This is a genomic window from Fodinibius salipaludis (assembly GCF_002287075.1).
GTDB lineage: Bacteria > Bacteroidota > Rhodothermia > Balneolales > Balneolaceae > Fodinibius > Fodinibius salipaludis.
The window spans coordinates 1-21,538 of sequence record NZ_NSKE01000007.1 but is presented as its reverse complement, the minus strand read 5'-3'; the positions used below and the strand labels follow the sequence as shown (position 1 = coordinate 21,538).

At 42.3% G+C, this 21,538-nt stretch carries 16 protein-coding genes and 1 pseudogene; 13 read left to right on the top strand and 4 right to left on the bottom strand.

Annotated elements, in window-relative coordinates; all coding sequences use genetic code 11:
• Positions 1 to 58: 58 nt before the first annotated feature.
• Positions 59 to 595, bottom strand: a complete 537-nt coding sequence (locus tag CK503_RS10310) for an REP-associated tyrosine transposase (RefSeq protein WP_095606736.1) — start codon at positions 593 to 595, stop codon at positions 59 to 61.
• A gap of 284 nt (positions 596 to 879) precedes the next feature.
• Here CK503_RS10310 and CK503_RS10305 point away from each other — a divergent pair, with 284 nt between their 5' ends.
• The 4 genes from CK503_RS10305 (at position 880) to CK503_RS16000 (ending at position 3,870) form a co-directional block, all read left to right on the top strand.
• Positions 880 to 2,043, top strand: a complete 1,164-nt coding sequence (locus CK503_RS10305; RefSeq protein ID WP_095606735.1) for an amidohydrolase — start codon at positions 880 to 882, stop codon at positions 2,041 to 2,043.
• A complete protein-coding gene (alr, locus tag CK503_RS10300; RefSeq protein ID WP_095606734.1) occupies positions 2,040 to 3,212 on the top strand; it encodes an alanine racemase in 1,173 nt (390 codons plus the stop codon). Before CK503_RS10305 ends, alr begins: the two co-directional genes overlap by 4 nt.
• Before the next feature lie 270 nt (positions 3,213 to 3,482).
• Positions 3,483 to 3,716 carry a hypothetical protein gene (locus CK503_RS10295; protein ID WP_095606733.1) on the top strand — a complete coding sequence of 78 codons (234 nt, stop codon included), beginning with the start codon at positions 3,483 to 3,485 and terminating at the stop codon, positions 3,714 to 3,716.
• Entirely contained in the window at positions 3,700 to 3,870 is a 171-nt protein-coding gene (locus CK503_RS16000) for a type II toxin-antitoxin system RelE/ParE family toxin (RefSeq protein ID WP_141239919.1), read from the top strand. The genes CK503_RS10295 and CK503_RS16000 overlap by 17 nt, the downstream gene beginning before the upstream one ends.
• 667 nt (positions 3,871 to 4,537) lie before the next feature.
• Here the strand turns inward: CK503_RS16000 and CK503_RS10290 are convergent.
• Entirely contained in the window at positions 4,538 to 5,890 is a 1,353-nt protein-coding gene (locus tag CK503_RS10290; protein WP_176466288.1) for a GWxTD domain-containing protein, read from the bottom strand.
• 465 nt (positions 5,891 to 6,355) lie between these two features.
• Here CK503_RS10290 and CK503_RS10285 point away from each other — a divergent pair, with 465 nt between their 5' ends.
• From CK503_RS10285 to CK503_RS10270, 4 genes are all read left to right on the top strand, one after another.
• The gene (locus CK503_RS10285; RefSeq protein WP_095606731.1) at positions 6,356 to 6,589 is read left to right on the top strand and encodes a carboxypeptidase-like regulatory domain-containing protein; all 234 of its coding nucleotides are present in this window, start codon (positions 6,356 to 6,358) and stop codon (positions 6,587 to 6,589) included.
• A gap of 8 nt (positions 6,590 to 6,597) precedes the next feature.
• Complete coding sequence (locus CK503_RS10280; RefSeq protein ID WP_095606730.1) at positions 6,598 to 9,519, top strand: SusC/RagA family TonB-linked outer membrane protein; 2,922 nt, start codon at positions 6,598 to 6,600, stop codon at positions 9,517 to 9,519.
• A 21-nt stretch (positions 9,520 to 9,540) separates the two neighbouring features.
• Positions 9,541 to 10,911, top strand: a complete 1,371-nt coding sequence (locus tag CK503_RS10275; RefSeq protein ID WP_095606729.1) for a RagB/SusD family nutrient uptake outer membrane protein — start codon at positions 9,541 to 9,543, stop codon at positions 10,909 to 10,911.
• A gap of 610 nt (positions 10,912 to 11,521) precedes the next feature.
• Positions 11,522 to 11,815, top strand: coding sequence for a GIY-YIG nuclease family protein (locus CK503_RS10270; protein WP_217988400.1), 294 nt, complete (start codon positions 11,522 to 11,524; stop codon positions 11,813 to 11,815).
• A gap of 491 nt (positions 11,816 to 12,306) precedes the next feature.
• Here CK503_RS10270 and CK503_RS10265 read toward each other — a convergent pair whose 3' ends face one another.
• Together CK503_RS10265 and CK503_RS10260 are read right to left on the bottom strand one after the other, a co-directional pair.
• A complete protein-coding gene (locus tag CK503_RS10265; protein ID WP_255233399.1) occupies positions 12,307 to 12,597 on the bottom strand; it encodes a HepT-like ribonuclease domain-containing protein in 291 nt (96 codons plus the stop codon).
• 53 nt (positions 12,598 to 12,650) lie between these two features.
• Complete coding sequence (locus CK503_RS10260; protein WP_095606728.1) at positions 12,651 to 12,932, bottom strand: nucleotidyltransferase family protein; 282 nt, start codon at positions 12,930 to 12,932, stop codon at positions 12,651 to 12,653.
• 860 nt (positions 12,933 to 13,792) lie between these two features.
• Between CK503_RS10260 and CK503_RS10255 the strand changes: the two genes are divergently transcribed.
• The 5 genes and pseudogenes from CK503_RS10255 to CK503_RS10225 all read left to right on the top strand — a co-directional run.
• On the top strand, positions 13,793 to 17,095 hold the full coding sequence (locus tag CK503_RS10255; RefSeq protein ID WP_095606727.1) for a SusC/RagA family TonB-linked outer membrane protein: 3,303 nt from the start codon (positions 13,793 to 13,795) through the stop codon (positions 17,093 to 17,095).
• 32 nt (positions 17,096 to 17,127) lie between these two features.
• A complete protein-coding gene (locus CK503_RS10250; RefSeq protein WP_095606726.1) occupies positions 17,128 to 18,759 on the top strand; it encodes a SusD/RagB family nutrient-binding outer membrane lipoprotein in 1,632 nt (543 codons plus the stop codon).
• A gap of 20 nt (positions 18,760 to 18,779) precedes the next feature.
• The gene (locus CK503_RS10245) at positions 18,780 to 19,799 is read left to right on the top strand and encodes a hypothetical protein (protein ID WP_141239918.1); all 1,020 of its coding nucleotides are present in this window, start codon (positions 18,780 to 18,782) and stop codon (positions 19,797 to 19,799) included.
• Between the two features lie 190 nt (positions 19,800 to 19,989).
• Positions 19,990 to 20,787, top strand: a pseudogene (locus CK503_RS16530) (IS3 family transposase); the annotation flags it as partial.
• Positions 20,788 to 21,206: 419 nt separating this feature from the next.
• A partial coding sequence (locus CK503_RS10225) for a transposase (protein WP_176466286.1) occupies positions 21,207 to 21,538 on the top strand: 332 nt, incomplete at its 3' end.

Here is a 21,538-nt window from a genome sequence, read left to right as displayed (position 1 = left end):
CGCAACTTGACAGTATTAGTTCTGAGGGAGTTGTACTCCCGAAGAACGCTGAGCGTAATTATAGTTTATCAATTGCTATTGGCACATTATTGAACCCGGAATAATTTGCAGCACTGGAAAATCTCCAATGTTCTGGCTCATTAACATATCCTTTTTCGACGGGATTTTGATGAATATAGTTGAGCTTTTGTTTGAAAAAATGTTCTGTTTGTAACCCAATCGGATGGTAACTCGGTTGCCAGACTTGGTATTCTTGATTGTTTTTAGAGTCAATGACTGCTTCTTTAAAAATTCTTAAAGCGTTTTTCTGATTATTTGTTTTCAGTAAAGAACTAATTTCAGATGAAGTATAGCGTTTAAAATCCCTAATGATATCCGGAATAGAGATAGAACCATTTGCAGAAATGATCAAATGTAGATGGTTGAGCATTATAACGTACCCGTGAAGAGCTAAGCCTTTATTATTTTGGCAATATGCTAAGCTGTCAATAATTATTGTAAAGTATTCTATTTCTGTAAAAACAGGATACCAGCATGTAATGGAAGTAGTACAAAAATAATATTTAGTATCAGAATGTATTTTCCAGGTGCCCATTAGATAATCTGTTTATAAGTAGGAGGCTCAAGAAGTCTCATCCTTACAAAATTTATTTTTAATAGACTTAAGCCATTGCTCGAGAGTGCAACTCTCTCGCAACTGTTTTTGCTGGACTCGCAACTGGATAGGTTTTAGTTTTGAGGGAGTTGTACTCCCGAAGAACGTTTATCTCGTTCCACTGCTCTGCGGTGGAACAATTTTAGCATGAACATGAATTGGCAATTCTGCTTTAAAATCCACTACTTACGCCTTGCATAAATTGTGATTTAGGAACTTTAGGCATGCCCCTCAATTTGGATACTGATCCACATTTAAATGAATTAAAGAAGTTGCGTCATAAGCTACATGCTGCAGCCGAGGTATCGGGAAAAGAGCAGCAAACAGCAGATATTATTACCGATTTTATATCAGCGACAAACCCCGATGAGCTACAGACAACTATTGGGGGATGTGGGGTGCTGGCTACCTATGATTCAAAGAAGGCCGGTCCGCATGTGCTGATTCGCTGCGAACTCGATGGGTTGCCCATATCTGATGACATCGAAGCCGACTATCGATCTGAAACAGATGGTGTCGGTCACAAATGTGGTCACGACGGACACATGACCATTGTTGCCGGAGTGGCCAAACTGCTGGAAAAACACCGACCGCAAGCAGGCAAGGTAACTCTTCTCTTTCAGCCGGCCGAAGAAACCGGGAAAGGAGCCGCGCGTGTAATGCAAGATTCGCGATTCAAGAATTTAGCACCTGATTACTGTTTTGCGCTTCATAATTTGCCGGGTGTTAAAAAACACCAAGTTGTTGTGAAAAATGATACTTTTGCGGCGGCTTCGGTGGGATTAATTGTTCGTTTTAAGGGAGCTACTGCTCATGCCGCACATCCCGAAGAAGGAAATAGTCCAGCGTTGGCCGTGGCCCAAACTATACAGTCATTTTCGGCAGCTCCGCAGTTTCATGTTCCGCTGGAAGAATCAGCAAAAGTAACTGTTATTCACGCTGCGGTGGGGGAACGGGCTTTTGGAACGTCTCCGGGCCGGGGCACCGTGATGGCTACGCTGCGAACCTATGATGATGAACTGTTAGCAAAGCTAAAAGATCATTGCATCCAAATAGCAAAGGGGTATGCAGATACCTTTGATCTTGAGATTGACGTCGAGTGGGTTGAAGAGTTTCCCGCTACGGTTAATAATGAGGAAGCGGGGGAAATTATTAAAACCGCCTCGGAAAAATCCGGACTGGAAATGCATCAGAAAAAAGAACCGTTTAGCTGGTCAGAAGATTTTGGTCACTTTACAAAGGAATATAAAGGGGCAATGTTCGGATTAGGTGCAGGAAAAGACCATCCGGCCTTGCATGCCCAAAAATACGACTTTCCCGATGAAATTTTAGCCACCGGTATTTCAATGTTCATGCAAATAATAAACGAAACGATTGACAGATCATGAGTAATGAGTTATATCCTTCATGGATTGAGTTAAGTAAGCAGGCTTTTGAGAAAAATATCAGCTTTTTGAAGGATTATATTGGTAAAGATGTAGTGTTCAGCTCAGTTATAAAGGGAAATGCATATGGGCATGGCATAGGTCATTTTGTTCCGATGGCGGAGGAATGTGGTGTTCGTCACTTTTCGGTGTTTAGTTCTGATGAAGCCCGTCAGGCGGCCCGGGCAAGTACCGAGGAGGACACCCATATTATGATTATGGGAATGATTAATAACGGTGCATTGGGATGGGCTATTGAGCGTAATATTTCGTTCTTTATTTTTGAGCTGGATCGTCTGAAATTTGCTGTTAAGGAAGCACAGCGCATTGGGAAACCGGCGCGCATCCATCTCCATCTCGAAACCGGTATGAATAGGGTGGGACTGGAAAAAGATCAGTTTGAAGAGGCCGTTGATATTATCAGAAATAATCACAAGCACCTACAGATTGATGGTATCTGCACTCATTATGCGGGGGCCGAAAGTGTGGGAAACTATGTACGTATTCAGAAGCAGATCGAAAATTTCAAGGAATATAGTTCGTGGTTTGAAGATCAAGGGATTGAGGCCAGGCATCGTCATACTGCCTGTTCGGCATCGGCACTGAATTATCCCGAAACGATCATGGATATCGTGCGTTTTGGGATTGCACAGTACGGTTTTTGGCCGAACCGGGAAACATATATGAACTTTGTTAAGAAGTATCCCGATATCAATAAAGAGCATAAAGATCCCCTCGAGCGGGTGTTAAGTTGGAAAAGTCATGTAATGAGCACAAAAGAGGTGCCGGCCGGGGAATTTGTAGGGTATGGTAATACCTATTTAACCGGTCGTGATGAGACGATTGCAACGGTCCCAATTGGTTATTCGCATGGCTTTGGTCGTAATTTGACGAATGTGGGAATTGTACTTATAAATGGTAAACGTGCGCCCGTGGCCGGATTGGTGAATATGAATTTATTGACGGTGGATGTCACGGATATTCCTAATGTTAAAAAGGGTGATGAGGTCGTTATTATTGGACATCAGGGAGAGCAGGAAATAACCGTTTCTTCTTTCAGTGAGATGCGCAACAACATGAATTATGAAGTGTTGGTGCAGATACCGTCTCGTATTCCGCGAAGTATTGTTTGAGAAGTTATTAAGTGATGGAGTGATGAAGTGATTAAGTGACAAAGTTACAGAGTAAGACCGGGTGCCCATCCAATGGCTGAATTTGTCATCGCATGGGTGAGGAGGGTACTTGTAAATCTATCGGATAGCACCTGCAGCTATCCGATAGGGGGAGCTTAATCCTGAGCGGAATAGTGTTGCAAATTTGAACTAAGTTGGGGAAGTCGATAGATATACGATTGTTCTTTTTTTACGTTATTTTTATATAAATGCTAATTGGAGAAATTTATTATGGGTGCTACAACAGCCAATAAAAAAGAGTTGATCAATTGGATTATCCAACTTGAAGATCAGGCCATGATCGAAAATGTAAGTATGCTTAAGGAAGGATCAGAAGGCAAAGACTGGTGGAATGAGATCTCCGAGGTTGAAAAAGCGGGCATCAAACGAGGAATGGATGATGTTGAAAACGGACGAACGCTATCCAACGAAGAATTTATAAAAAAGCATGCCGACCGATTATAACGTTGTTTGGTCGGATGAGGCCGACCGGAATGTTGATTCGATACTCAATTATCTTAAAGAGGCGTGGAATCGAGAAACGGCCAATGATTTTTTGGGGGAACTACTCAAACGAGTAGGTATGATAGCTCGGTACCCAGAAGCTTTTCAGAAATAAGCATCCATAACCAACGCCCGACGGGCGGTTCTAAATAAGCATATTACCATTTACTACCGGTTTGATGGTCAGCAAGTCGAAATATTGTTTCTTTTTAATAACCGGCAAGACCCTGCAAATCGACCGAGCTAACTTAAAAAAAACACCCATTGACCCCAATCAGCAGCCCCCCCAGCACTTGTATTGGGTGCTTTAAAGCTTTGTCTTCCCAGACCCTCCAGAGGGAATTACACTCCCGATTATGTTTTAATTCTTAATGTTAAAATGTTGATATTTGGAAGCATCTCCGTAGGGCCGTGCTTTTTTTTGTTTGAGGTTGACTGATGGATGTTTGACGACGGATGACAGCGGTGGATAGTGATTAGGTGAGGGAGGAATTAAGTGATGAGGTGACAAGGTAACAAAGTGACTGAGTTATTTTGTTGTCGATTGGGCGTAATCCTTAATATTACTCAATCATCATTACGATGCTCCGCGTCATAATGTATTTAAGCTCTAAACTAAGTTCAGAGGGCGTTGTACTCCTGATTACTCGAGAGTACAACTCTCTCGTAACACAACAGAAAGAATTTTGCCACTTATAAAAAATTCGTAACTACTTATTTAGCTATTCCCACACTCTGTAACTTTATCACTTAATCACTTAGTTACTCTATAACTCATTCCCCTAAATTTGCCGCTGCAATATCTGTCCGTTTAGCCATAAGCCCCGCTGGGTATACACAATATTGTAGTAATTGTTATTACGGTTAAGCACGTAGTGGTCAAAAGGAAAGAACTGATTATTGAGTTTTGGCTGCTCAAAAAAGAAGCGATATCGCGGATCCTCCGTATTATAAGAATAATACCAAACCAATTGGCGGAGACGGTCCCGGGTATGAAAAGGTTCCCCGAAAAGAATATAAACCATTCCCCGATCCGTTTTCCAGCCCTCCTTAAAATTTGAAAATCGTTTGTTGGCTTCTTCAACACGGGTGTAATACTGCTCAATAACCTGTTGTGCCTCCCTTTTATTCCCAATATTCTTTAGCCAGAAACGGTCCATCGCCTGCTTCAGTGAATCCGTGTCAGAAATGGCCATCAGCTCTTCGTGATCACCACGGCCCATCAGGTAATAGAGGGGACGAGCCAATTCTCGCACGCTCTCCACGGCGGGAAAGTTCTTGCTTTTTATTCCAAACGAGCGCCCCTTAAAGATTTCTTCATCATTATCATTCTCTTTAGCAGCAGTAACCTCAAAACGGTAGTTTCCCCGGTTTTGATTAGCAAATTTATACTCCACAAATACACTGCCATAGTCAGAAAGAACGCGACGGGTAGACTGAATTTCCGTTGTTTGATCAAAATCGATGCCCTTGTATTCAATTGATGAAGAGCTGTAATTATTGCGCGTTATAGCTCGAGGAAGTCCGGTATCCGAAGCGAAAGACACCAGGCGGGTATCAAGGGTTAGCGGAGTATCTGGCTGGGGACTGATAACTTGAAAAACAAACCGAAGGGAATCTATCGCATTAGACACATGATAGCCCGATATCTGCGACCACGTATTATCGCCATTTTCTTTGCCGAATAGCTGAACCTCGCTGAGCGTATAGTCATTCTGTTTTGCACCCGGGATATAGGCTTTACTGGTTTGGGTGAGCTTTTGTTTTGAATTGAGATCCCGTACGGTCACAGAAACTTCATAGTTGCCCGGCTTCACCTGTAGCTGGTAGGGAATGCTAAGAACCTCCCGGCTGTGTGTGATTGATTCATCACCTGTTACGACTTGCCGGGTAATACGCTTGGAACCAATATTTTGCTCTCCGTTAAGATCCGTTATTTGAATATCTACCGCCACATCCGCCGAAAGTGAGTCCGTTTCCCCCTTACTGCCGTACACCAAACTCCCCTTGACAATATCCGTCGTAATTTCGAGTACGGGCCCCTCATTCTCCTCGACAAATCCAAAAACACTCGATCTGAACTCAGGATAGCCCGATTTGTAGTTATAGTCTATGCCGCGTTGGACGTTATCCATTTTACTGCTGCTGCAGCTAATGAGCTGGGCAGCAAATAAACACGTAAAGAAAAGTAAAAGCGTTCGCATCCGTATACCGATTATATTACCCTTTGTTACTAGTGTTTTAAAAAATCACTTTTTAAAAAAAAATATTTTTTCGAAACTTTTAGTTGACAAGCGACTAGGGAATTCTTATAGTTCCCGACGGCATTGACGGGCTGTGGTAAAATACATTCGGCTTATATCACAATTGTTGCTCTGTCAAATCTTATTACGGCTATTAATCAAATTTTAGGAATTGCTCTTAGACAACTCTTTTTTCGAAGAAATTAGGCTATTCGTTGCGTACTGCACCGAAGGCTTAACCCATAAATAACATCTCTTCATTGTATGTATAACGTTGGTTAATCTAGTTTATTCTTAGATAGCCCAAGTTAGCATAACATTAAGGGGTATTAATCTAAACTAAAACTATCTCTAATTATGAAGTTGAAGGTACTATCTCTATTAGTATGTACTTTCGGTTTGATGTTTGCCACCTCGGCATTTGCACAAGACGTTACCGTTTCTGGTACCGTTGTGGATGCTGCAGACGGTGAACCTCTGCCGGGAGTTACAGTTATGTTACAAGGAACCCAGCGGGGAACCGCTACCGGACAGGACGGGACGTATGAAATTGACGCCCCCTCTGACGGTACACTTACGTTGGTTATGTAAAACAAGAAATAGCAATTGAAGGTCGATCTACAATCGATGTTGAACTGCAATCTGACGTTGCCCAGTTAGGGGACGTTGTTGTTACCGGTTACGGTGAGCAGGTAGAACGAGGAAACCTGACCAGTTCAATTACATCTGTTAGTTCAGAAGATTTTGATGATGTTTCTTCTTCTAATGCCAACTCACTCCTCCAGGGACGTGCTGCTGGTGTTAACATTGTACAAAACTCTGGAACACCTGGTGGTGGTATTAAAGTGCGTGTTCGAGGATCTACTTCTATTAACGCATCTAACGAACCGCTCTATGTTATTGACGGTGTTCCCGTCTCTAATTCCAGTAATTCTGCTGTTGGCGTAGGTAACCAAGGTCTGAATGGTCTGTCTACGGTAAATCCGCAGGATATTAAATCCATTGAGGTCTTAAAGGATGCCTCAGCGACGGCCATTTATGGTGCTCGTGGGGCGAATGGTGTTGTTCTTATTACCACTAAAGACGGCTCTGCCGGTGATACCCAGATTGATTTCGGCTATAGTCACGGCGTAAAGGAATTCAACAATGAGCTTGATATGTTAAGTGGTCCTGAATTTGTAGAGATGTATGTTGACGGGATGTATGGTGATATTAATAGTATTGCCTCATCACTTTTTGGTCAGCAAGTTACTGTAGTTCAAGATCCATATGGGAATTGGGGATCTTATGAAGACCGTTATAATGCAGTACAAGGCTTTTTTCAAAATACAATTGCTCCATTAGCACCTTCAATAGGAACTGTTGGACGTTACTCAGGAATTAGTGCATTAGACCAATATGGGGCTAATCCTTCAGAAGCACCGACTACTGATTGGCAAGATAAGGTCTTCAACACGGGGATTACCGATGAGTTCAATATATCGGCACAAGGTGGAGATGAAACTACCCAATACTTCTTATCTGGGAATTATTTCAATGAAGACGGGATCATGGAAAATGCCGGCTTTGAACGCTTGAGCGGTCGGATGAATCTCGAACACCAGATCAACGAAAGAGCCGATATTAACTCTCGTGTTTCGTATAGTCGTTCTACTACGGAGCGCTTGGAAAATGACAATAATATTTATGGTGTTTTAACAAATGCTATACTTGCTTATCCAACTGCCCCTGTTAGATCAGAAAGCGGAGAATATACCTCCAATGTTGGTTCATTCTCTAACCCTGTTTCAGCAGCACAGGTAACTAATGATGCATTGCGTACGCGTTTTATTGGTAATGTGGAAGCCAGTTATGACCTGACCGACAATCTTTCCGTGACTGGTACTGCAGGTATAGATCGCTATGATCTTAATGAGGAAACCTACTCACCAAGTTTTACAAACCAGGGATCTCCCTCGGGCAGTGGTTTCTATAGTATTGGGTTAGAACAAACATGGTTGACTGAACTTCGACTTGCTTATACCAATGATTTTGGGGCACATAGCCTGAACGCTCTTGGTGTGGTAAGTTATCAGGAAACAAAATTTGAACGGACATTTGCTGATGGCCAGTTTTATCCAAGTGATGATTTGACAACTATCAATAATGCTGCTACTACAACCGGTGGTTCTTTAGTAACAACTAATGGACTTGAGTCATATACTGCTCGTGCAAATTACGACTACGACGATCGTTACTTGGTTACTTTGACGGGTCGTGTTGATGGTTCTTCACGATTCAGTAAAGATAATGAGTATGGATTCTTTCCATCTGCATCGGTTGCTTGGAGAGTGACCAATGAAGACTTCATGAGCGATGTTGATGCGATTGATAACCTGAAGGTACGATTAAGTGCGGGTATCACAGGTAATCAAAGTATTGGTAACTTCTCATACCAAGCGTTATATGGGGTGGAAAGCTATTCAGGTACGCCGGCATTGGCACCAAATCAGTTAGCTAATCCTGACCTGCGTTGGGAGGAAACTACCCAGTATAATGCAGGTATCGACCTTGCCGTTCTTGAGGAGCGTCTCACAGTAACAATTGATGGATACATCAAACAAACGGATGATCTCTTGTTGAACCGACCTGTACCGGCATCAACTGGTTTTACTGGATTTGACAGTAACATTGGTTCTATTGAAAACAAAGGGCTAGAGTTAGCGATTAATTCTATTAATGTTCAAACCCAGGATTTCTCCTGGACCACTGATTTCAACATCTCACATAATAGGAATGAAGTAACGGCGCTGTATCAGGATCAGCCTTTTGCGTCTGGTTTTGCCAATCGCGTTGCGGTAGGTGAGCCATTGGGTGCATTCTACGGCTATGTGTCTGATGGACTCTGGAATACCCAGGAAGAGTTAGATAATGCTGGTTATGATGCTGGAAGTGCACGACCTGGTGATATTAAATTTGTTGACATCAACGATGATGGCGTGGTGAACTCAGAGGATCAAAAAGTGATTGGTTCGGCTCAGCCTGACTTTACCGGGGGTTTGACGAACAAGTTGAACTACAAAGGGTTTGAACTGAGTGCATTCCTGCAGTTCAGTTATGGAAACGAGATATTTAACAATGCACAGGGTTTCTATGGCCACTATGGGTATGCTTACAATTCATGGGATCGTGCAAAAGATCGCTGGACACCAGAAAATACGGATACGAATGTTCCCCGTTCCTCTTGGTTCGATAGCAATCAAAACACGCGTGAGTCCGACTTTATGATGTATGATGGATCATATATGCGACTTAAAAACTTGACGGTGGCTTATAATTTTACGGCCGATCACTTGGAGCAATTTGGGCTCCGAAGTCTGCGTATTTATGCAACGGGGCAGAACATCTTTACTGTGACCGATTATCCGGGCTTAGATCCTGAGATTAATACCTTTGATGGTAGCAACACTGCACTGGGAACTGATTTCTTCAGCTACCCGCATGCGCGTAGTGTTCAGGTTGGAATTAATATTGGACTTTAAAATTTATAAACAGGAATAATTATGAAGAATTTATTTAAAAAAGTAACAACTGCATTGCTGGTTGTGTTTGTGGCTACATCGTGCGATGTGACCGATCAGACACCACAGCAAAGCTTACCGTCGGAGACGGTGTTGACGACTGAGCAGGGGGCAAATTCTACCCTTGCCGGTGCATATTCTGCCTATCAGGAAGTGATTGAGGACGATTATGTATTTACTGAATTGGCCGGTGATTATGCGGGCCATTCAGGATCATTTCCTTCTTGGGCGTCTGTTGATCAATATAATATGCTGCCTACTAATGCCGAAGGGCGTGATATGTGGATCGAGTACTACAACTTGATTAACATTGCAAATAACCTTATTGCCAATGTTCCGGATATAGATGAAGAGGGGTTTAGCGATGCTGAAAAAAATCAGATTGTCGCCGAATCAAAAATTCTTCGGGCTTTGGCTTATCATTCACTCGTTCGCTTTTTTGGTGGATTGCCTGTTATTACTACTCCAACCACTTCGTTGGGTGAGGAAAGCTTTGTGGAGCGCAGTTCTGTTTCTGCCGTTTATGATCAGATAGTAACCGATTTGGAACAGGCTGAAAGCACCTTAGGTGCCACGGGCTCTGCAAACTCTCGTAATGCTACCGGATATACGGCTAAGGCATTGTTAGCTCGAGTTCATTTATATCAAGGTAATTATGAAGTAGCTGAAGATTATGCTACTCAAGTAATTGATAGTGGTGAATTTGCACTCGGTACCTATGAAGGTCTCTTTGGAAATACTCCGTCTACTACGGAGCCAATTTTCAGGTTAGAGTTTACCTCAGAAGATGATAATAGTCTTTCATTCTTTGCTCGACCAAATGGATACGGTGGGCGTAGAGAATATGCCCCTTCAGGATCATATACTTCGGCTTTTGCCAGTGAAGATTTACGAGCAGCCATCAATTTGCAAGATTTTGATGGGGATGGACAATCTGAGCTCGGAAAGTATTTTGAGCTCGAAGGTAATGATGATGTGATCATTATCCGTCTTGCGGAGATGTATCTCATCCGTGCTGAAGCACAAGGATTGAAGGACACGCCTGATTATGCTGGTGTGGCTTCGGACCTAAATATGGTTCAGCGTAGAGCCTATGAAAACCAGGACCCTTCAGGAGGTCCATATACTACAGACTATGCTGCAACAGATTTCACGTCCGATCAGGAAGTAATTGATGCAGTTATGTATCAACGTGGTTTGGAGTTAGCACAGGAAGGACACCGTTGGTTTGACTATAAGCGTTTAGGTATGGCTGCCAATCAGTTTGGTATTAGCCAAGATATGACGTTATGGCCAATACCCCAGCGTGAGATGGATTCAAATCCAAACTTGGAGCAAAATCCTGGCTACTAATTGGAAGTTAAGTTTAGCCATTTTAAAGCCGCCTCGTTTTCGGGGCGGCTTTTTTTATTTCGATATATAAACCTGCCGAAGCAATCCGGCGGGTTTTGTTGTTTGTAGGGGTGGAGCAGTTGAGTCAGTTAAGTGATCTTTTTTGTTCGGCATTATAAGGACAGTCTCTTTAGCATAGTAAGGGCAATGACATTGGCATTATAAGGACAGTCTCTTTAGCATAGTAAGGGCAATGACATTGGCATTATAAGGAGAGTGTTATTGGCATAGTAAGGGCAATTATATTGTTATTATAAGGGCATTTACACAGGTGGTAAGAAGCCTTTTAAAACAACTATAGCTATTTGGATTGTCTTTGCTGGCGGGATTTGTATGAAGATCTCCTTCCTTAAAAAGCAATGTCATTCCGAGTGAAGCGCAGCGGAATCGAGGAATCTCCTGCCACGAGGGTCGCGTAGAATCTAAAGGATCATCTCTCAATCATCTTCGAGCTAACTCTTGGAGATCTTTCGACTCCGTTCGCTATGCTCACTTTGCTCAAGATGACATCAGCGTTGTTGTTTTTTAATAAAACCGTAAGAAATAGTAGGCGAAAGGGTCTTACTTTCTTATGGTTAAAACATATCACGTATATATAATGACTAATGTCCACCATACGGTTCTTTATACCGGTGTGACCGGCGACATTATCAAACGAGGCTGGCAGCACAAGAAGCAATTAATAGAAGGGTTCACCAAACGTTACAATTGTACAAAGTTGATCTACGTAGAAGAATACAATTATCCACAAGATGCTATTGATCGGGAAAAGCAAATTAAGCGATGGACCCGCAAGAAGAAAGAGGTTCTTATTCAACGAATAAATCCAGAATGGAAGGATTTGTATGAAGAACTCCTTCCTTAAAAAGCAATGTCATTCCGAGTGAAGCGTAGCGGAATCGAGGAATCTCCAGCCATGGTTCGTAAGGTGCACCGGAGCCCCTACTATGTTAAAACTTCGTAGGACTAGCTCTGGCGTAGGTGTGCGTAGGATCTAAAGAATCATCTATTAATCACCTTCGAGCTAACTCTTGGAGATCTTTCGACTCCGTTCGCTATGCTCACTTTGCTCAAGATGACATCAGCGTTGTTGTTTTTTAAAAGCAGTCTCCAGAGAAGGGTTCGCGTAGAATGGGAAGGGATTATCCCTCAAACATCAGTAAAATGATTCTGGGAGATTGCCGCGCTGCGTTTCACTCATTCCGCTCCCTACTGCACCAAAGTCTCGAAGGGCCCGGCGCAATGACGGCCTTTGTTGGGAGATGGCTGTTCCCATTCGTTTCCCTCATTCCGTTCTATACTGAGGGCAAAGCACAATAATCAGCCGTTGTTGTGTATCTCAAGTAGGTAGGAGTGCTACTGTTTTTGGTCGGCGATAATATCTACAATCTTCGACTTCAGGTCTGGAAGCTCTCGTTGAGTAACAACCCAAATCATGCTCAGCGTTATTCCAAAATACTCGTGAATGATAATATCTCTCATTCCTGCGATTTTCCGCCAGGGAACCTCATCATATTGATCACGAATGCCATCAGAAATATGTTTTACCGCTTCTCCAATAATTTCCAAGCGACGTAAAACAGCATCTTGCTTTTCTGGGTTTTGATAAAACTCGTTTTCATCGATACCGGCCAGATATTGTTCAATTTGTTTAATACTCTATAAAATATCTTGAAGATAAACATCAGGTTTTCGCTTGCTCATATAACCGGTACTTCATCTTTAAGAATATCATCTTTGAGGGCAGGCTTTAACGAATCATATTCAACAAGATCTACATTTAGATTGAGTTCATCTTCCAGTTCTTGTTGAATACCAATAAAGTCTAACAGGCTGATTTTTTGATCAATTTTCACCAGCAAATCCACATCGTTTGTCTCTGCCTCACCACGTGCTATAGAGCCGAAAAGTCCAGCCTTTTGAATCCCATACTTTTTTAATACAGGACGGACTTTCTTTTTAATCTCTTCTAAATTTGCCATGGAAACAAGAGTAAATTAGATGATTCGATAACAATATAAGAAAGTGATTCGGAAAGAGATAAGAAAACTAGGAATTCAGTGTTGTAATTGGACTATAAACAAGGGCCTTTCAGATTATTCATAGTAAACACTTGGCAGGTACAGGGATCTCCAGCCATGGTTCGTAAAGTGCACCGGAGCCCCTACTACGTTAAAACTTCGTAGGACGAGCTCTGGCGCAGGTGTGCGTAGAATATTAAAGGATCATCTCTTGTTCGTTTGTAGCCTATTTCAAGGAGATTCTTCGACTCACGTTGTTCGCTCAGAATGACAAGCCGTTGTTTGAAAAAGCAGTTTCCCGAGCAAGGGTCGCTTATAGCTTCAAGGGAGTTGTACTCCCGTTTACTTTATTACTCGAGAGTGCAACTCTCTCGTAACTAAGTAAGTATATTGGCAGACTGGATTTATCCATGTGTTCCCAAGGTTTAGGACTTAGCCGAAATGATCGCGACTGTTCCTTATTACGTTCAGCCAGAGAGTTATCACCGCGAGAAATTGTGTTTTGCAAATATCAGCCAATTAAAAAACGGATTTAATTTGTTTTTTCCTTAATAAATAAGACTGTATGAGTCTCCCGACCTTAAGTGAACGCTCATAACGTTTGACAATGTGATTTATTTTACTATATTCAAAATAGTTTAAAACAAGGGCTATTGTTCATCTGGCACAAATCTATTAAGGTAAAGTTATGAACAGGGAACAATGTGTTGAGAAAAAGTGCAATAGTCTTTAACCCTTTGGGGCAAAATACGGGATACTACTAAATTAGTTCCATCGGGAATAATGTGGTTGAATAAAAACAATAATAAAACATATCAATTATGCTTAAAAAGTTACTTTCTACATTAGTCTGTACCTTCTTGTTTGCTGGAGCTGCTTTGGCTCAGGGGACAATAACAGGTACAGTTACTGATGGACAGACTGGTGATACACTTCCAGGTGTAAATATTCAAATTCCCAGCTTAACTATGGGTGCGGCAACAAATGTTGATGGTAATTTTACTCTTGAGGATGTGCCAGCGGGTACATATACCGTTCAGGCTACTTTTGTAGGGTATCAAACTTTTAATCAAGAAGTTGCTGTTTCAGCTGGCGAAGAAACAACCATTGATATCGAAATGCAACCTGATGTGGTTGGTCTGGAAGATGTTGTAGTTACAGCCTTTGGTATTGAACGTGATCAGCGAGCACTTGGGTACGGAGTTTCGGAAGTTGCGTCTGAAGATTTGGAAAGTCGAAATCAATCTGATGTCGGCCGAGCTCTATCTGGCCAGTTACCAGGTGTTAGTATATCTTCGTCTGGTGGTGTAACCGGCTCGGGTACAGATATCAATATCCGTGGTTATTCATCTATTAGTGGCAGTAATCAACCGTTATTTATTGTTGATGGAGTCCGCTTTGATGGTGGAAATAATGCTTCAAGTAGTTGGGCTGATGGGGGTGGCCAACAAACAAATCCACATCGTCTGCTTGATATTCCTCCCAGCAATATTAAAGATGTTTCGGTATTGAAAGGATTAAGTGCTACTGTTTTATACGGTGAGGATGGTCGAAATGGTGTAATTATTATTAAAACAAAGAGTGGGTCTTTTGGTGAAGATCAGGAGCCTGGTTTTAATGTTACATTGAATCAGTCGGTATATGCCACACAAATTTCTTCTCGGCCGGATTATCAGGATGAATACGGTGGTGGGTTTGACCAGAATTTTGGTTGGTTCTATAGTAATTGGGGACCGCGATTCGATACGGATAACCCAAATCTGTTTGGGAGTGACTTTAGAGGTTTTGCTGATGATGGAACGGTTCTAATTGACCACCCATTGACCCAGCATGGTGCTACGGCTCAGGCATTTCCTGATTTGCAAAATGCAGATTATCGCTACGAAGCCAAGCCTGATCCGATGGGATCCTTCTTCCGTGATGGATTAGCTTCAACTTCGAGCATCGGTATTAATGGTGGTACACAAGATTTACGGTTAAACTTAAATTACTCTCGAAATGAAGAGCAGGGTTTTACGCCGAATAATAAACTTAACAGAAATACATTTTCAATTGGCGCGGAATATAGTGTGTTTTCTGATCTGACCGCACAAACTACATTTAACATGAGTTTGACGGATGTACAGTCGCCAGCTACAGCAGCCGGTGGCGGTAGTGGTCCAGCTGCAGCTGGTGGTTCAACCTCTGTATTTGGTGATGTTTTTTATACACCACGGTCAATTGATTTGAGTATACCCTACCAGAATCCACAAACAGGTGGATCTGCTTATTATCGTAGTGACAACGCAATTCCCCATCCTCGATGGACTGCCAATAATGTAATAACTACTAATAAAACAGATCGTTATTATGGTAAGACGGAACTTAACTGGCAAGCTATGGACAGGCTTAATGTCGTTTATACCATGGGGTATGACAGTTATACTGAGAGTCAAGCCTATATGCAGAACGCGGGAGGTATACGACCGGAACCCCTCAATAGTGGCTTTTATCAAACAATAGATATTGCCCGCAGTACATGGGACCACACTCTTAATGCCCAGTTTGATTACCAGCTAACGGAGGATTTTACACTTGACGGTACAGTAGGTGGACAATATACGACTGAAAGTTATCAACGTCAGGGTGTTGAAAGTCAAAACCAACTTATTTTTGACTTTTTCGAGCACTCGAACTTTACTGACCAGTCCTCTACCAACTTTTTTACGGGTGCTGACTTCCAGCGCCAGGAAAATGTACAGACTGCTGGTATATACGGTGATTTCCGGTTGGGTTATCAAGATTTTGTTTACTTGAATCTTTCCGGCCGTAATGACTGGTTTTCTACATTAGAACCAGAGAATAACAGTATATTCTATCCTTCTGTTAATCTATCCTATATACTCTCCGATCATATTGATATCAATTCGGATGCAATTACGTTTGTTAAACTTTTTGGTGGCGTTGCAACTTCTGCTGGATCCCCGGATCCGTATAGTACTCGAACTACCTTGGCAACGGATGCGCGTTCGTTCGTTAATAATGATGGAACTGTTATTACAACGAATGCAACCAGTAACTTTCTCGGGAATCAAGATTTGAAGCCTGAACTTCATACTGAATATGAAGCAGGGGTGGATCTGCGTTTCTTTGAAAATCGTCTTGGTTTACAAGCTTCAGCGTATACCCGTTCTACAACTGACCTGATTACTCAAGCACCTATTGATCCTTCTACAGGATACTCATCTACATTTGTAAATGTAGGTGAAATTGAGAATCAAGGTTTGGAACTCACTATTAATGCTAAGCCAATAACCGGTGGTGAATTTCAATGGGATGTCAAGTCTAACTTTTATACTTCAAGAAGTGAAGTAGTATCACTTGGAGCTGGTCTTGATCGTATCCAAGTAGGTGGTGGTTTTACCACTCGTGGTAACTTTGCCATTGAAGGTGAACCCTTCCAGGTTATGTACGGTACTAAAATCGTACGCGTAACTGAAGAGATGAAACAAAATGATCCGAATTTTTCTGATGTTGAAGTTGGAACTCCTATTATTAACAGCGTAGGTAGTTACCAGGAACAGGATGATATCGGGAAAATTGGTAATCCTAATCCGGATTGGGAACTTAGTTTGTCTAATACCTTCCGTTATAAGGGTGCTTCACTCTCTTTCCAGATGGACTACCAACAAGGAGGCGATATGTTCAGCACATGGATTAGTACGTTGCTGGCTCGTGGCCTTACTACTACGACCACTAAAGTAGACCGAAATAACACCTTTATTTTACCTGGTGTTAATGAGCAAGGACAACCAAATAATGTGCAGATAAGTCCAAGTAGTGTATTCTTTGACAACTTTGGGTTCGGTACGGATGAAATGCGAGTTTATGACATGACGCACATCCGGTTAACCAATGTCCGACTTGGATATGATCTCCCTGCTTCTGTACTGGAAAGTACACCATTCAGTCAGGTAACAATATCTGTTACTGGTGATAATCTGTGGATGTATGCATTTAATGTGCCTGAAGCCAGTGGATTTGATCCGAATGTAAATTCGATTGGTGGAAATTCCAGAGGATTTGAATATCTGACTGGTCCTGCAGCTCGCCGATTTGGTGGAAGTGTTACACTCCGTTTTTAATTAGAAAAATTTTAAAGAATAGGTAATTTATTATGAAATCATTACTCAAAATACTAGCTATGGCAAGCTTAGCGCTGCTTATAGCTCAGTGCGAAGTGATTGATTCGAATTTGCTTGAAGATCCGAATAATCCATCACCAGAAGATGTAAATGTTGATTTCTTGTTCAATAACATACAACAGGAAGCTCGCAATGTATATGCGGGTGCGGCAGATGAAGCCGGAGAAATGTCAAGGATGACTTATATGTTTGGCGCAACATATGCGGACGCATATACCCCCACAACATTTGATGGTCTATATAGTAACGCTTATGCTGATTTGTTCATTGATGTGGAAAATCTTATTCCCATTGCTGAAGAGCGAGATCTAACCTTTCATACTGGGGCAGCCAAAGTTTTGAAGGCTTATGCAATGATAACTTTGGTTGATGTGTACGGAGATGTGCCTCTCTCTAATGCATTAGATCAAACAAATTTCAACCCTGAATTAGACGGGGGAGCAGCAGTATATGATTCTGCGTTAGTCCTTTTAGATGATGCAATTGCTGATCTGGAAACTGAACCTACTGTATATCCGGATAATGACCTCTATTATGGTTCTTTTGAGGATCGAGAAGATCAGGTAGATGCGTGGATACGAGCGGCAAATACTATAAAGCTAAAAGCATATCTAAATACTGATAATGCATCAGCTATTCAATCGTTGGTAGATGAAGGGATGCTTATTACTACATCTACAAATAATTTCACTTACCAATTTGGAACAAACTCAACTAATCCGGATTCACGCCATCCAAGTTTTTCTAACAATTATGTGGATGTAGCCAACGACTACATGTCAGTGAATTATTTGAACATGATGTTGAACGATAAAGGAGATGTTGATCCCAGGACACCCTATTACTTCTATCGTCAGACGACATCAGATCCAACTGATGTTAATCTAAATACGTGCATTAGTGCCTTTAAGCCCAATCATTTTCAGCAAAATGATCCATTTTGTTTACTGGGTAATGGCTATTGGGGACGAGATCACCTAATTGATGATGGTATTCCCCCGGACGGAGATCTGCGTACAACTTTTGGTGTTTACCCTGTTGGTGGAGCATTTGACACAGGTCAAGAGGAAGGTACTGAGGAAGATATGGGACTCCAGGGTGCTGGTTTTGATCCAATCCTGATGTCATCTTTCACTCACTTCATGTTGGCTGAATACGAATATCGTCTCAATGGTAATGCAGGAGCAGCCCGAAACCATCTTGAAACAGCGATGACCCAATCGTTAGAAACGGTTCGTGCTTCGGCGGGAACTCTTGATGATGATGAGCAGGAAGAAATGTCTGATAATGATATAACTAATTATGTTGATAATGTATTGAACAACAGGTACGATGATGCTGGCAGAGATGAGTTACGAGTCATTTCGAAGGAGTTTTACCTTGCATTATGGACCAATGGATTGGAAGCGTATAATATGATGCGACGAACTGGCTATCCTAATAAACAGGATAACTTGCAGCCGGCACGTTCTCCAAATCCAGGCAGTTGGTATAATTCCTTTTTATATCCCGCTAGCATGGTAGAACGGAATAACTCTGTTTCTCAAAAAGACAGATCTGAAACTGTTTTCTGGGATGACGGTACTTATAACTTTGACTTTTAACTCTTTAGGAGATTATAAATATGAAATATTTCAAATATAATATCACATCATTATTCGTACTGATGTTGTTGGTGGCAGTTACTTCTTGTGACTCCCTGACAGGGGAACCTGATACTCGAATTCCATTGGAAGAAACTCTCAATGAAGAAAGTACTGGAGCCTTCTTAAGGGTTCTCAGTGTTGACGTTGCTGGTTTCGACTATGTAAACCTTGACGAAGCAGGTTATGTGTTTACTGCAGAGTATTCTGATTCAGAGAAGGGTGGGAAACTGGAAAATGTGGAATTTACAGTTTCATATACCAGTAATGATTATACTGAAACTCCACCTGAAATAGATTACGCTGAGGTTAAGACTGTACCTGCTTCTGAATTCAGTGAGAGAGAAGAGTCAGGACTTCCGAGCAAGCAGTTTGAGATTACTTTTGAGGAAGCAATTACCGCACTGGGTATTGAACAGTCTGACGTAGAGTTAGGTGATTCCTTCACTATCCAGTGGACGGTTAATACCACCGACGGGAAATCATTCGGACCTGAAAGTGCAAGCCCGCCGGTAACAGGAGGCTTTTATTCCTCACCTTTCCAAGCACGCTCACCGGTAGCCATTCTAATCGATCCAGAAAAGTATGTGGGTACCTATCAAATTACTCAGCAAGGTCCTGGTACTTTTGGCCCGGTATTTGAATCTATGCAGTTTGAGGCTGAACTTTCTGTAGATCCCAACAATACTCTGAATGGAAGGGTGTTTGAAAGTATAGCTATTGGTTCACCAAGTTTTGGGGAATATGATTTTCCCTTAACTTTTGCCAGAGCAGCAAACCAATCAGATAATGTGTTAACATTATCTGGGAGAGTTGGGTTGGGTCTTTCTTGTGGAGGACCAGAAATCATTTTTGCCCCCGAAGATGATCCAACTCTATCGAGTTTTGATGTTACTGATGACAGTGAATTTTCCTTTGCACTCGTAGATAATGTTGAAGGTGCTTGCGGTGGTGCCCCAGGTACGATTTTGGTACGGTTTAATGCAGAAAAGGTAAATTAAATTAAAAACAAATAATCTGTATTAAAGCCCCCCGAGATATCGGGGGGCTTTTTTTATTTTTATCAATGACCCAGCCAAGTTACTTCTTGACGGAATTTATTATTTTTAGATGCAATCTTAGTAAATAGCTGATCATTCTTCTGTTTTCGCTTGTAGCTATAGGTGCTGCGGGTATATCAACGGTTTTGCAGCTCTGAAGAATGCTTACCCGGTGATGCTGCCGGCCCGTTCCACATTTTGCTACCAGCCGGTTGAGCGGTGCGACAAGCCCCTTCGGACCCGCGTTCACGAAAATTTGCCGAACCGTGTGCGCTATGGATACTGGCGCATCTACGTGTTGCTTCGTTGGGAAGGCGGATGGTGTAAATCATAAGCCCGTATGTCGCTATACAAGCTTGAAGGGCTGAATCTGCGGGCCAAACGCCCCAGAAGAAACCGGGCTGGAGCGCATTGCCTGGATCGACCGCAGCTAAGCGAGCCCACCAACTATGGAGTATGGATTTTGTGGTCGACAAGCTCTTCGACGGGCGCTGATTCCGGGTTTTAACTGTAGTCGATAATTTTAGTCGCAGCTGCCTGGCCATCCATGCGGATCAGTCGATCAAAGGAACTGATGTAACCAGAATTATGGAACGGATTTCCCGCCGAGTTGGGCAGGTGCCAGAACGGATCCAGGTGGACAATGGCAGTGAGTTTATCTCCAAAACGCTCGACCAGTGGGCCTACGACGACGGGGTGACGCTGGACTTCTCCCGGCCCGGAAAACCTACTGACAACCCCTATATTGAGTCTTTCAACGGGAGCTTTCGGGATGAATTTTTGAACCTGCAACTGGTTCCTTTCTCTTGAGGATGCCCGCGGGAAGATTGAGGCCTGGAGGACCGAATATAACTCCTTCCGGCCTCATAGCTCACTAGGAGATTTAACCCCGAATGAGTACATTCAGGAACATGCAATAACGCCCGATTCTCTATTTATGACTGGCTGAATTATGGGGAGGGGCTCAGTACGGATAGTTTAAAAGCACAAAAGAGAAGTTAAATATTGATAAATTTATTCTGATTCAATGTTTATACATTGTTACCCTTGATAAGATTGCCTTTATGGAAGCTGCGAATGGAGGTGAATACAATGTTAAAATGAAAAATGGTGATAAGTTTCGCATGAGTCTAACGTAGATAGAGGACATCGACTGTTTAGTAATTCGATAAGTGTTTTATACATGTTATGATTATTGGACGATTCAGTGTAGAAATGAGTATGAGCATTCCTTTAATAACAAAATATATCCTGTCGTAACATATCCCTTTTGTGGGTAATTCTATTACGCCATTATTGTCTTGCTGAGAGTGTAAATCTAACTCTGTCTAGGTTTGGTAACTTAAAACTTACTAACTTAGGCAAATCATGACACAAAAAGAACTAGATAAACTGCAAGAAAAAGCCTTGGCTCAACTTAAATCAGGAGAGTCATTGTTTGGAAAGGATGAAGCCTTCGCTCCGATGCTCAAAAGCTTCATTGAGTCGGCCCTTCAGGCCGAGATGGAAGCTCATTTGGACGACGAGCAGCGCAAAGGTGGCAACAAACGCAACGGCAAAGGCCGCAAAACGATTAAAAGTTCAGCGGGGGCTTTCGAGATCGACACCCCACAGGATCGTCAAAGCAACTTTGATCCGCAGCTAATCAAAAAGCGGGAGACCGTGTTGGCCGACAGCCTCTCTGGCAAGATTATCGGCCT